The sequence below is a fragment of the Citrobacter sp. Cb031 genome (genome assembly GCF_030336725.1).
Lineage (GTDB): Bacteria > Pseudomonadota > Gammaproteobacteria > Enterobacterales > Enterobacteriaceae > Citrobacter > Citrobacter braakii.
The window spans coordinates 342,856-356,351 of the sequence record NZ_JAOWDA010000034.1 but is presented as its reverse complement, the minus strand read 5'-3'; the positions used below and the strand labels follow the sequence as shown (position 1 = coordinate 356,351).

Annotated in this window: 10 protein-coding genes; 9 read left to right on the top strand and 1 reads right to left on the bottom strand. The window is 52.0% G+C overall.

What is annotated here, in order from left to right:
* Positions 1 to 472: 472 nt before the first annotated feature.
* From sapA to sapF, 5 genes are read left to right on the top strand one after another with little or no spacing between them, the layout of a single operon-like run.
* Positions 473 to 2,116, top strand: coding sequence for an ABC transporter substrate-binding protein SapA (sapA, locus tag OGV93_RS18160; RefSeq protein ID WP_287109915.1), 1,644 nt, complete (start codon positions 473 to 475; stop codon positions 2,114 to 2,116).
* A complete protein-coding gene (sapB, locus tag OGV93_RS18155) occupies positions 2,113 to 3,078 on the top strand; it encodes a peptide ABC transporter permease SapB (protein ID WP_095715899.1) in 966 nt (321 codons plus the stop codon). The genes sapA and sapB overlap by 4 nt, the downstream gene beginning before the upstream one ends.
* The gene (sapC, locus tag OGV93_RS18150) at positions 3,065 to 3,955 is read left to right on the top strand and encodes a peptide ABC transporter permease SapC (protein WP_016156640.1); all 891 of its coding nucleotides are present in this window, start codon (positions 3,065 to 3,067) and stop codon (positions 3,953 to 3,955) included. Before sapB ends, sapC begins: the two co-directional genes overlap by 14 nt.
* Positions 3,955 to 4,947, top strand: coding sequence for a peptide ABC transporter ATP-binding protein SapD (gene sapD / locus OGV93_RS18145; RefSeq protein WP_016153234.1), 993 nt, complete (start codon positions 3,955 to 3,957; stop codon positions 4,945 to 4,947). Before sapC ends, sapD begins: the two co-directional genes overlap by 1 nt.
* 1 nt (position 4,948) lies before the next feature.
* Complete coding sequence (sapF, locus tag OGV93_RS18140; RefSeq protein ID WP_155574246.1) at positions 4,949 to 5,755, top strand: peptide ABC transporter ATP-binding protein SapF; 807 nt, start codon at positions 4,949 to 4,951, stop codon at positions 5,753 to 5,755.
* A 38-nt stretch (positions 5,756 to 5,793) separates the two neighbouring features.
* On the opposite strand, the gene OGV93_RS18135 is transcribed toward sapF, so the two are convergent.
* Entirely contained in the window at positions 5,794 to 6,483 is a 690-nt protein-coding gene (locus OGV93_RS18135) for an EAL domain-containing protein (RefSeq protein ID WP_047500365.1), read from the bottom strand.
* Between the two features lie 440 nt (positions 6,484 to 6,923).
* Between OGV93_RS18135 and fabI the strand changes: the two genes are divergently transcribed.
* From fabI to pdeR, 4 genes are all read left to right on the top strand, one after another.
* Positions 6,924 to 7,712 (top strand): enoyl-ACP reductase FabI, encoded by a 789-nt coding sequence (fabI, locus tag OGV93_RS18130; protein WP_016156642.1) that lies wholly within the window; start codon positions 6,924 to 6,926, stop codon positions 7,710 to 7,712.
* A 199-nt stretch (positions 7,713 to 7,911) separates the two neighbouring features.
* The gene (locus OGV93_RS18125; protein ID WP_287109913.1) at positions 7,912 to 9,057 is read left to right on the top strand and encodes a carboxymuconolactone decarboxylase family protein; all 1,146 of its coding nucleotides are present in this window, start codon (positions 7,912 to 7,914) and stop codon (positions 9,055 to 9,057) included.
* 89 nt (positions 9,058 to 9,146) lie between these two features.
* Positions 9,147 to 11,081, top strand: coding sequence for an exoribonuclease II (locus tag OGV93_RS18120; protein ID WP_109017874.1), 1,935 nt, complete (start codon positions 9,147 to 9,149; stop codon positions 11,079 to 11,081).
* Between the two features lie 265 nt (positions 11,082 to 11,346).
* Positions 11,347 to 13,338 carry a cyclic di-GMP phosphodiesterase gene (pdeR, locus tag OGV93_RS18115; protein ID WP_047502364.1) on the top strand — a complete coding sequence of 664 codons (1,992 nt, stop codon included), beginning with the start codon at positions 11,347 to 11,349 and terminating at the stop codon, positions 13,336 to 13,338.
* Positions 13,339 to 13,496: the final 158 nt, after the last annotated feature.

The following is a 13,496-nucleotide window of genomic DNA, read 5'->3' as shown; positions in this document are numbered from 1 at the left end:
TACGTCGCCTCGCTTATATTTTACCAACGTTATGATTCAATACTCGTTATCATTTAAGAATTATCCAACAATCAGCATAAATAAATAGCAACCAAATTTAACATCTCAGCCCTATCGAAATGGAGAACGAATGAAATTATCCATAGCGCCATTATGAGATTATTTTTTATATTTCACTTTCCCCGCGATATTGCTGATGCTCTCTCCTGGCGGTCATGGTCACTTTCCCCCACGTCCCCCTCACATTTTTCTGTCAGCCAGCGAATCCCGCGTTTTAACGAGTCAGATGGGTCATGAAAATGCTAAGATAGTTAACAGAGTAAATTCAAAGTGGATAGCGGGTATGAAGGGTGACCCTGTCGCGATGTTGAATTCGCGGTTATCACCTGTGCGGTCCCCAAACACAAACGGTAATGGCAAATGTCATTAAATATTAGTAAGATAGCCTCTTTATTTATAATCCTTTAAAATTATGCGCCTGGTTTTATCATCTCTGATCGTGATGGCTGGATTTCTGAGTGGTCAGGCTGCCGCCGCGCCTGAACAGGCTTCGCATGCTGATATTCGTGACAGCGGCTTTGTCTATTGCGTTAGCGGGCAGGTCAATACGTTCAACCCGCAAAAAGCGAGCAGCGGTCTTATCGTCGACACCCTGGCAGCCCAGCTGTATGACCGACTACTCGATGTCGATCCGTACACCTATCGACTGGTGCCTGAGCTGGCTGAAAGCTGGGAGGTGCTGGATAACGGCGCAACCTACCGCTTCCATCTGCGTCGTGACGTCCAGTTTCAGAAGACGGCCTGGTTCACCCCCACCCGCAAACTGAACGCGGACGATGTGGTGTTTACCTTCGAGCGCATCTTTGATCGCCAGCATCCGTGGCACAATGTAAACGGTAGCAGTTTCCCCTACTTCGACAGCCTACAGTTCGCCGATAACGTCCAAAGCGTTCGCAAGATGGACAACAACACCGTTGAGTTCCGCTTAACTCAGCCCGACGCCTCCTTCATGTGGCACCTCGCCACGCATTATGCCTCCGTGATGTCAGCAGAATATGCGGCTAAATTGGCAAAACAGGATCGTCAGGAGCTGCTCGACAGACAACCCGTCGGCACCGGACCGTACCAGCTTTCGGAGAATCGCGCAGGGCAATATGTTCGACTGCAGCGCCATGAAAAATTCTGGCGTGGTACTCCTCTGATGCCGCAGGTGGTTGTGGACCTCGGCTCTGGCGGCACCGGACGTCTATCGAAACTCCTGACCGGTGAGTGTGATGTTCTGGCCTGGCCCGCCGCCAGTCAGCTCAGCATTTTGCGTGATGACCCGCGCCTGCGTCTGACCCTGCGCCCGGGGATGAACATCGCCTATCTGGCATTCAATACCAATAAACCACCGATGAATAATCCCGCCGTGCGGCATGCGCTGGCGCTGGCCATTAATAACCAACGGCTGATGCAGTCCATCTACTACGGGACGGCGGAAACCGCAGCATCTATTTTGCCTCGCGCCTCGTGGGCTTATGACAACGAAGCTAAAATTACAGAGTACAATCCGGCAAAATCGCGCGAGCAGTTAAAAGCACTGGGGCTGGAGAACCTGACATTACAGCTTTGGGTACCCACCAGTTCTCAGGCCTGGAACCCCAGTCCACTGAAAACCGCCGAGCTGATTCAGGCTGACATGGCTCAGGTGGGTGTGAAAGTTAAAATCATTCCGGTAGAAGGTCGTTTTCAGGAGGCGCGATTAATGGATATGAACCATGATCTAACGTTATCCGGTTGGGCGACGGACAGTAACGATCCTGACAGTTTTTTCCGACCGTTGCTAAGCTGCGCCGCCATCAACTCGCAGACTAACTTCGCCCACTGGTGTAATCCGGAATTTGACAGCGTTCTGCGCAAAGCCCTCTCTTCGCAGCAACTCTCATCGCGAATTGATGCCTATGACGAAGCGCAAAATATTCTCGCGAAAGAGTTACCGATCCTGCCGCTGGCCTCTTCACTGCGTCTACAGGCTTATCGTTACGATATCAAAGGACTGGTGCTGAGTCCGTTCGGCAATGCATCTTTTGCCGGGGTTTCCAGGGAAAAGAAAGATGAGGTGAAAAAGCCATGATTATCTTCACCCTGCGTCGTTTTTTATTGCTGCTGGTCACCCTCTTCTTCCTGACCTTTATTGGATTCAGCCTGAGCTACTTCACGCCTCATGCGCCGTTACAGGGTGCATCGCTGTGGAACGCCTGGGTATTCTGGTTCAATGGCCTCATTCACTGGGATTTTGGTGTATCCAGTATTAACGGTCAGTTGATTTCAGAACAGTTGAAGGAGGTGTTCCCGGCGACGATGGAACTGTGCATTCTGGCCTTTGGTTTTGCGCTGATGGTTGGGATCCCCGTTGGTATGCTGGCAGGGATCACGCGGAACAAATGGCAGGACCGCTGCATCAGCGCCTTAGCGTTGATGGGCTTTTCCATTCCGGTTTTTTGGCTGGCGCTGTTGCTGACGTTGCTCTTCTCACTGACTCTCAGCTGGCTTCCCGTTTCGGGACGCTTTGATCTTCTCTATGAAGTGAAGCCCGTTACCGGATTTGCCATTATTGATGCGTGGATCTCCGACTCGCCCTGGCGCGATGAAATGCTGGTCAGCGCAATCCGTCACATGGTGCTTCCGGTGTTGACGCTTTCCGTCGCCCCTACCACGGAAGTTATTCGCCTGATGCGAATCAGCACCATTGAGGTCTTTGATCAAAACTACGTTAAAGCGGCCGCCACGCGCGGTCTGTCACGCTTAACCATTCTGCGCCGTCACGTTCTGCACAACGCCCTTCCGCCGGTGATCCCGCGTCTGGGCTTACAGTTTTCCACCATGCTGACGCTGGCGATGATCACCGAGATGGTCTTTAGCTGGCCAGGTCTTGGCCGTTGGCTGATTAACGCAATTCGCCAGCAGGATTACGCGGCAATTTCGGCGGGCGTCATGGTGATTGGCTCACTGGTTATCATCGTTAACGTCATCTCTGATATTTTGGGTGCTATGGCTAACCCTCTGAAACATAAGGAATGGTATGCCTTACGATAGCGTCTACAGCGAAAAGCGTCCGCCGGGTACGCTGCGCACCGCATGGCGCAATTTTTACGGCGATGCGACTGCAATGATCGGCCTGTATGGCTGCGCAGGATTGGCGATTCTGTGTATTTTTGGCGGTTGGTTTGCCCCTTATGGCATCGACCAGCAATTTCTCGGCTATCAGCTTTTACCGCCGTCATGGTCGCGCTATGGCGAAGTCTCATTTTTCCTCGGAACTGACGATCTCGGGCGTGACGTGTTAAGTCGCCTGCTCAGCGGCGCGGCCCCGACCGTTGGCGGCGCGTTTGTCGTTACCCTCGCCGCCACACTATGTGGCCTGTTACTGGGCGTGGTTGCCGGTGCAACGCACGGTTTGCGCTCCGCGGTGCTGAACCACATTCTGGACACCCTGCTCTCGATCCCTTCGCTGCTGCTGGCAATTATTGTGGTGGCCTTTGCCGGACCGCATCTGACACACGCGATGTTTGCCGTCTGGCTGGCGCTGCTGCCGCGCATGGTACGCTCCGTCTACAGCATGGTGCATGACGAGCTGGAAAAAGAGTACGTTATCGCCGCTCGCCTGGACGGCGCAACCACGCTCAATATCCTGTGGTTTGCCGTTCTGCCCAATATTACCGCCGGACTTATCACTGAAATCACCCGTGCGCTGTCGATGGCGATTCTGGACATCGCCGCGCTGGGTTTTCTCGACCTTGGCGCACAGTTGCCGTCACCAGAATGGGGAGCCATGCTTGGCGACGCGCTGGAGCTGATTTATGTCGCGCCGTGGACGGTTATGCTGCCAGGTGCGGCGATTATGATAAGCGTGCTGCTGGTTAACCTGCTGGGTGATGGCGTGCGCCGGGCAATTATTGCGGGGGTGGAATAATGCCATTACTGGATATCCGCAACCTGACCATTGAATTCAGAACCGGCGACGACTGGGTGAAGGCGGTTGACCGCGTCAGTATGACCCTCAATGAAGGTGAAATCCGCGGACTGGTTGGTGAGTCTGGATCGGGCAAGAGCCTGATCGCCAAGGCCATTTGCGGCGTCGCTAAAGATAACTGGCGCGTAACCGCAGACCGCATGCGCTTTGATGATATCGATCTGTTGCGCCTTTCCGCGCGTGAACGACGCAAGCTGGTCGGCCATAACGTTTCCATGATCTTTCAGGAACCGCAATCGTGTCTCGATCCGTCTGAGCGCATTGGACGACAACTGATGCAAAATATTCCGGCATGGACTTATAAAGGCCGCTGGTGGCAGCGCATCGGCTGGCGTAAACGCCGCGCGATTGAACTCCTGCACCGCGTCGGGATAAAAGATCATAAAGATGCGATGCGCAGCTTCCCGTATGAGCTGACCGACGGCGAATGCCAGAAGGTGATGATCGCAATCGCCCTGGCTAATCAGCCGCGTTTACTGATTGCCGACGAACCAACGAACGCGATGGAGCCAACCACTCAGGCGCAAATTTTCCGCCTGCTGACCCGGCTGAACCAAAACAGCAATACCACCATTTTGTTGATCAGCCATGACCTGCAAATGCTCAGCCAGTGGGCTGACAAAATTAACGTGATGTACTGTGGACAAACGGTGGAAACTGCGCCCAGTAAAGAGTTGGTGACTATTCCGCATCATCCTTATACCCAAGCGTTGATTCGCGCCATTCCTGATTTTGGTAGCGCAATGCCGCACAAAAGCCGCCTGAATACCATGCCAGGAGCCATTCCATTGCTGGAACAATTACCCATCGGCTGTCGTCTGGGGCCGCGCTGCCCTTATGCTCAGCGCGAATGTATCGAAACCCCAAGACTGACCGGAGCAAAGAATCATCTCTACGCCTGTCATTTCCCGCTGAACATGGAGAGAGAGTGAGATGGTAGAAACCCTGCTCGAAGTTCGTAATCTGAGCAAAACCTTTCGCTACCGGACGGGCTTATTCCGCCGTCAGACCGTTGAGGCCGTTAAGCCCCTGAGCTTTACCCTGCGCGAGCGTCAGACGCTCGCCGTCATAGGTGAAAATGGTTCCGGTAAATCTACGCTGGCGAAGATGCTGGCCGGTATGATTGAGCCTACCAGCGGTGAGCTGCTGATTGACGATCACCCGTTAACATATGGTGATTATTCATTCCGTAGTCAGCGTATCCGTATGATTTTCCAGGATCCGTCAACGTCGCTTAACCCACGGCAACGTATTTCGCAGATCCTCGATTTTCCGCTACGTCTGAACACCGACCTCGAGCCTGAACAGCGCCGCAAACAGATCATCGAGACCATGCGGATGGTCGGTCTGTTGCCTGACCATGTGAGTTATTACCCGCATATGCTGGCTCCGGGACAAAAACAGCGTCTGGGCCTTGCCCGAGCGCTCATTTTGCGACCCAAAGTCATTATCGCCGACGAAGCCCTGGCCTCTCTGGACATGTCGATGCGTTCGCAGCTCATCAATCTGATGCTGGAATTACAGGAAAAACAGGGGATTTCATATATCTATGTGACTCAGCACATCGGCATGATGAAGCACATTAGCGATCAGGTATTAGTCATGCACCAGGGTGAAGTGGTTGAACGCGGCAGTACAGCAGATGTTCTGGCCTCGCCGTTGCATGAGCTGACCCGTCGCCTGATCGCCGGTCATTTCGGCGAAGCGCTTACCGCTGACGCGTGGCGTAAAGATCGCTAGCAGATGCAGCCCTCCTCAACCGGAGGGCAATTTTGCAATCAGTGACAAACATTTGGTAAGAGCAGTGTATCAACCTCGCTAAACGCGACCGAAGGGAAAAGGGATCCCTGCATCACCCAAACACCAGCCGCGCCTACTTCGTCGATAAGCTGTTTGGTTTCCACGCCCTCCACCGCAATGCGGTCGCAATATTCGCGGATGTTTTTAATTAGCACCGGGAACATCGGTTTTTCAGCCTGATCCAGGAAAAAACCACGATCCAACTTCACAACATCAAAACGACCGCAAACCAGCGGACTGGCCCCAATGCTGCCGGAGCCCAGATCGCCCAGCCATAATGCGTTTGGACCGTCGCAAAGTGAATTAATCAGCAGATTATTCAGACATACGGTATTCGTCAGAAAACGCTCTGAAAGTTCCAGGGCGACAAAAGGCATGGCATGTAGCGCCGATTTGACGCTCGGGTCGCCAATTGCCAGCAGCGCCATTTCATCAATGAGGTTCAGAGTACAGAAAAGGTTGTGGCTCTCAAACCAATTACGCTTTTCGGCAATTAATCGAATTTGCTCGAGCATGAAATTACGTTTTTGTTCGCTATTCCACGCTGAAATGATGAACTCTGGATGTATCGGCGAAACCGTATCTGAAGCAAACCGGACGCTCATCTCAACACCCAGTAACGTATCAGTTGTGTCTCTCATCGGTTCCGCGATGAAATGATAGTGCATAAGACCACTCCAATTGATCATAACTTCCTGATAATGCACTTTTAATCACAATCAATCAATAATAACGATCAATGTATCAATATCGATCGATAAAAACAATATATCATAACGAACTGAATACGGTCATATTTTTTGTTTTAAGAAAGTTCCTACATTGCTATGTTTTAAAACATAAGCTAGCAGTTAATAATACCATTGAGATGCCTTTAAAGCCTTGTATTTTCTCCATCCCCCCGCGCTTCGCAGAATGAATGAGACTTAACCAGGAAAGTGTTATAACCCTCATGTGTAATGAAAAGTGATTATCCGTAAGGGATGATAACTATTCTACAAGGCACAAAGAGTGGGATATAATTGCTGCCCCATTTCGGAACACCTTCAAATTGTGATCATAACTCATTGATTGCTAAAAATAAGCAATGACCATAAGGATTAAAGCTATGGGTTTTCTTTCCGGTAAGCGCATTCTGGTAACGGGTCTTGCCAGCAAACTGTCCATCGCCTGGGGTATCGCTCAGGCCATGCATCGCGAAGGGGCTGAACTGGCGTTCACCTACCAGAATGACAAACTAAAAGGCCGCGTCGAAGAATTTGCAGCTCAACTGGGTTCCAGCATCGTACTGCAGTGTGATGTGGCAGAAGACGCCAGCATTGATGCACTGTTTACCGAACTGGGCAAAGCCTGGCCGAAATTCGACGGTTTCGTGCACTCGATTGGTTTTGCGCCCGCAGACCAACTGGATGGCGACTATGTGAATGCAGTCACCCGCGAAGGCTTCAAAATTGCTCATGACATCAGTGCTTACAGCTTTGTGGCGATGGCAAAAGCCTGCCGTTCCATGCTGAACCCAGGCTCGGCGCTGCTGACGCTATCCTATCTGGGCGCAGAGCGCGCCATCCCTAACTACAACGTGATGGGCCTGGCAAAAGCCTCACTGGAAGCGAACGTCCGCTATATGGCTAATGCGATGGGTCCTGAAGGTGTGCGTGTGAACGCTATTTCTGCCGGTCCTATCCGTACACTCGCCGCTTCCGGCATTAAAGATTTCCGTAAAATGCTGGCGCATTGTGAAGCGGTTACGCCGATTCGCCGCACTGTAACCATTGAAGATGTGGGCAACTCCGCAGCATTTTTGTGCTCCGATCTTGCTGCCGGCATCTCGGGTGAAGTCGTTCACGTCGATGGTGGCTTCAGTATCGCGGCAATGAACGAGCTGGAACTGAAATAATCGTAAGTCTTCTATGGGCGGTCTTGCCCCGCCCATGACTCTCCTCTGCCCGCCGCCATATATGCTTTTCTGATATTTATTATCACGGAACAATCTTTCATCCCCTCTTCTGCTTACGTCAGGATATTGCAGCGCAAACGATCCGGCGTAGTAGTAGACGACGTGTCCGGGTCGCCACTTTTTAGACCAAGGACCGCCCATGGAACAACGCCGAATTGAAGGCAAAAGCCACTGGTATCATGAGACGCAATCCAGCAAGCATCCGCAAGATATTCTGCCGCTGGTGCCGGAAGCCGCTCATGTCGACGACTGCTTTTTACTGGATCTGGCGATACCTGATGACGCCCTTTTGCCTTTTCAATCCTGGTTAATCCCTGCCCGTAAACTTGCCCAGGTTCTCTTCCCGGTTCACGTAAACCTGAATCAGATGCACACATTCAGCGCCTATGAACGGATGAGTACGGCGCTTACCGTCGCTCAGGTGTATGGCGTCCAGCGATTGTGCAATCACTATGCCGCGCGGTTAACACCGCTTCCTGGTCCTGACTCGTCACGGGAAAGTAACCATCGGCTGGCGCAAATCACCCAATATGCTCGCCAACTTGCCAGCTCTCCTGACGTGATAGGCGCACGCGATCGCCAGCATCTGGATGCGGTCGGGCTGACCACCAGCGATAGTATTTTGATGAATCAAATCATCGGCTTCGTCGGTTTTCAGGCCCGGACCGTGGCCCTGTTTCAGGCCTGGTTTGGACATCCGGTACGCCGAATACCGGGGCTGGATATACAGCAATTCGCTCACGCTTCGCCATTTAGTGCAACAAACGCTACCTGGCACGCTGCGCCATTCCCAATCGAAAAATATCATTCTCAGGACGAGACGACGGCCAGACATTTTCCCGATGAACTGCAAGCGTTGGTGCCATTACTGATCCATTCACCGGTCATTTTGGATTTATTCACGACACTGATTTCCAGTACCCGGCGTAGCGCTGTACCGGTGCGGGCATTTTCACTGGCGGCGCTAATGACGTCACGGATTAACGGCAGCGTGGCCTGCTTTAATGAACAGGCACATACAGCCAATGAATTAGCCAACGTTATCGCCCTGCTTCGCCAGGAGGAACGTGAATTACAGCGTTGGGAACAGCGACATCCGGTTGAGCGCGTCACCCTGCAGGCGGTACAATGGCTAACCCGAGCGCCCGACCGTTTTAGCGCCGCGCTGTTAACCCCTTTGTTCGATCAGGGCATCTCTTCTGGACAAGCGATTAACCTGCTGGCCTGGAGCGGATTGTGCGGATGGTTGAATCGCTTGAAAATCGCGCTGGGCGAGACTTATTAACCGATCCACTTACTGAAAGAGCGCTTGCCGCAACTGAGAGAATCGCGTAAAACTGTCAGCCGCTCTTTTAGCCACGAAAATAGACAATTATGCTTCAGGACAACCCGCTGCTAGCGCAGCTTAAACAGCAACTGCATTCCCAGACGCCACGTGCTGAAGGGGTGGTAAAAGCCACGGAAAAAGGCTTTGGCTTCCTGGAAGTCGATGCACAAAAAAGCTATTTCATTCCACCGCCGCAGATGAAAAAAGTGATGCATGGCGACCGCATTGTTGCGGTTATCCATACAGAAAAAGATCGTGAATCTGCCGAGCCGGAAGAACTGATCGAACCCTTCCTGACGCGCTTCGTGGGTAAAGTTCAGGGCAAAAATGATCGTCTGTCCATTGTGCCGGATCATCCGTTACTGAAAGAAGCGATCCCTTGCCGTGCCGCCCGCGGCGTTGAGCACGATTTTAAAGAAGGTGACTGGGCCGTCGCTGAAATGCGTCGCCACCCGCTGAAAGGCGATCGCACCTTCTATGCCGAGTTAACCCAATTTATCACTTTTGCTGATGACCACTTTGTCCCGTGGTGGGTCACGCTGGCACGCCATAATCTCGAAAAAGAAGCGCCGGACGGTGTGGCAACTGAGATGCTGGATGAAGGTCTGGTTCGTCAGGACTTAACCGCCCTCAACTTTGTCACCATCGACAGCGCCAGCACCGAAGATATGGACGATGCGCTTTATGCTGAAGAGCTGGCCGACGGCAAACTGCAATTAACTGTCGCCATTGCCGACCCTACGGCCTGGATTGCAGAAGGCAGCAAGCTGGATAAAACAGCAAAAATTCGCGCGTTTACTAACTATCTGCCGGGGTTCAACATCCCGATGCTACCACGCGAACTGTCTGACGATCTGTGCTCTTTACGCGCGAACGAAGTGCGTCCGGTTCTGGCTTGTCGTATGACCATCGCCGCGGATGGCGCGATTGAAGACAACATCACCTTCTTCGCAGCGACGATTGAGTCGAAAGCGAAGCTGGTCTACGACAACGTCTCCGACTGGCTGGAAGGCGCCGGCGACTGGCAGCCTGCAAATGACGCGATTGCTGAACAAATCCGTCTGCTACACCGTATTTGCCTGAGCCGCGGTGAATGGCGTCATAACCATGCTCTGGTATTTAAAGATCGCCCGGATTACCGTTTTGTTCTTGGTGAAAAAGGTGAAGTCCTGGACATCGTCGCTGAGCCACGCCGCATCGCAAACCGAATCGTGGAAGAATCCATGATTGCGGCAAACATTTGCGCCGCCCGCGTGCTTCGCGACAAGCTCGGCTTCGGTATTTATAACGTCCATATGGGATTCGACCCGGCCAACGCCGACGCTCTGGCCGCGCTGCTAAAAACCCATGGTATGCACGTTGATGCCGAGGAAGTCCTGACGCTGGAAGGTTTCTGCAAACTGCGCCGCGAGCTGGATGCGCAGCCTTCTGGTTTCCTCGACAGCCGAATTCGCCGTTTCCAGTCTTACGCTGAAATCAGTATCGAGCCAGGGCCGCACTTTGGGCTGGGTCTGGAGGCTTATGCCACCTGGACCTCTCCTATTCGAAAATATGGCGATATGATTAACCACCGCCTGCTTAAGGCCGTCATCAAAGGTGAAACCATCGCCCGCCCTAGGGATGATACCACGGTGCAAATGGCGGAACGTCGTCGCCTGAACCGGATGGCTGAGCGCGATGTGGGCGACTGGTTATATGCCCGTTTCCTGAGTGACAAAGCCGGGACCGATACCCGCTTTGCGGCCGAGATAATTGACGTTAGCCGCGGCGGTATGCGCGTACGTTTAGTTGATAATGGCGCAGTCGCATTTATTCCTGCCCCATTCCTGCACGCCGTTCGGGACGAGCTGGTATGCAGCCAGGAAAGCGGCACGGTGCAAATTAAAGGTGAAGTGGTTTACAAAGTCACGGATGTGATTGACGTAACCATCGCCGAAGTTCGCATGGAAACCCGCAGCGTTATCGCGCGTCCAGCCGCGTAACTCGTATCAATCCAGCGACCTTTCTCATTTTGTGAAAGGTCGTTTCTTTTTTCCGCCCAAATTCCCACCACCGCACTACACTTCTTTCATTCGGTCAATTTTATTTTTTTACTTTTTTCAGTTCCGCTGGCTTTGCTTTTTACGGATTCTGGATTAAACATAAATATATAAAAAAAACAATACGTTCAGCCATAATCACCCCGAATGAATCATGGCTACCCATACTTTTGAGGCTCTATGCGCTTTAAACGGGATAGTACACATGATGAAAGACGTCCGGGAGCTGGTTACGTTGTATAGCTATGTGGGCACTCATAACCCCTACTGGCGTTTGTCAGAGGATTGCAACATCCTGCATTTCTCTATCGACGAAGCGTCAGAAGCTGATCAGACCATCGAATTATTACCTGAACAAGCCGATCGCATTCGCGAGATGACGGTGATCACGTCAAGTCTGTTAATGACGTTGCCCATTGAAGATGACGACATTCCCGTGCATCTGGTCGGTCGAAAAATCAATAAGCGCGAATGGGCTGGTAGCGCATCCGCCTGGGATGACACCCCCTCCGTCGCCCGCGATCTGGCCCACGGCCTCTCTTTTGCCGAACAAGTCGTTTCCGAAGCCAATTCCGTTATTGTCATTCTTGACCGCATGGGCAACATTCAGCGGTTTAATCGCCTGTGCGAAGAGTACACCGGCCTCAAAGAACGTGAAGTCATTGGTCAAAGTGTATTCACATTATTTATGAGCCGTCGTGAAGCGGCGGCTTCACGGCGCAATATTGAGGTCTTTTTTCGCGAAGGTAACTCGTATGAGGTTGAACGCTGGGTCAAGACCTGCAAAGGCCAGCGTCTGTTTCTGTTTCGCAATAAATTTGTGCATAACGGTAGCGGCAAGAACGAAATTTTTCTGATCTGTTCCGGGACCGATATCACTGAAGAACGCCGCGCGCAGGAACGACTGCGGGTGTTGGCAAATACCGACTCCATCACTGGATTACCAAACCGCAACGCAATTCATGAACTGATCAGCAATGCAATTGAGAACGCGGGCGATACGCAGGTCGGTATTGCATACCTCGATCTGGATAACTTCAAAAAGGTAAACGATGCCTACGGGCATATGTTTGGCGATCAGCTACTACAAAGCGTGTCGCTGGCAATCCTCAGTTGCCTCGAAGACAACCAGATCCTGGCGCGATTTGGCGGTGATGAATTCATTGTTCTTGCCACCGAAACATCCCAGGGCACACTGGAAGCCACCGCATCACGCATTCTGACGCGCCTGCGCCAGCCCTTCCGCATCGGTCTGATTGAAGTCTATACCGGATGCTCTATTGGTATATCCCTCGCACCTCAGCATGGTCAGGACTGCGAGAGCGTCATTCGTAACGCGGATACAGCCATGTACACCGCGAAAGAAGGCGGCCGTGGGCAGTTTTGTGTTTTTTCTCCGGAAATGAATCAGCGAGTATTTGAATATCTGTGGCTGGATACTAATCTGCGTAAGGCGCTGGATAACGATCAACTGGTTATCCATTATCAGCCAAAGATAACCTGGCGCGGTGAAGTGCGCAGCCTGGAGGCGCTGGTTCGCTGGCAATCTCCGGAACGCGGCCTCATTCCACCGCTGGAGTTTATCTCCTACGCCGAAGAATCGGGGCTCATCGTCCCGCTGGGGCGTTGGGTTATTCTCGACGTTGTGCGCCAGGTCGCGAAATGGCGCGACAAGGGAATAAACCTGCGCGTGGCGGTAAACGTTTCTGCCCGCCAGCTCGCCGACCAGACGCTGTTTACCGCACTTAAGCAGGTACTTCACGAGCTCAACTTTGAGTATTGCCCCATCGATGTTGAATTAACGGAAAGCAGTTTGATAGAAAATGAGCAACTGGCGTTGTCAGTCATTCAGCAGTTTAGCCAGTTAGGAGCGCAAATCCATTTGGATGATTTTGGTACCGGTTATTCGTCGCTGTCTCAACTGGCCCGCTTCCCGCTAGATGCCATTAAACTGGATCAGACCTTTGTCAGAGAGATCCACAAACAACCTATTTCACAATCGCTGGTACGGGCCATAGTTGCGGTAGCGCAGGCGCTCAACCTGCAGGTCATCGCCGAAGGCGTGGAAAGCGCGAAAGAGGATGCGTTTCTGACCAAAAATGGCGTCAATGAGCGTCAGGGGTTTTTATTCGCCAAACCAATGCCAGCCGCCGCATTTGAACGTTGGTATCGCCGCCATCTGAGTAAAAAAATGCGCTAATGCAGAGAGAATGAAGGTGATAAATAGCCATAAATGGACATTACATGACGACGCTATCCGCATGTAATCACAGAATATATAATATTCTTCAATCGTTCAGGTTAATACTATTTTTCCCTTCTCTTTTGCCATGAAATTCTGCATCATGAAATTCACAC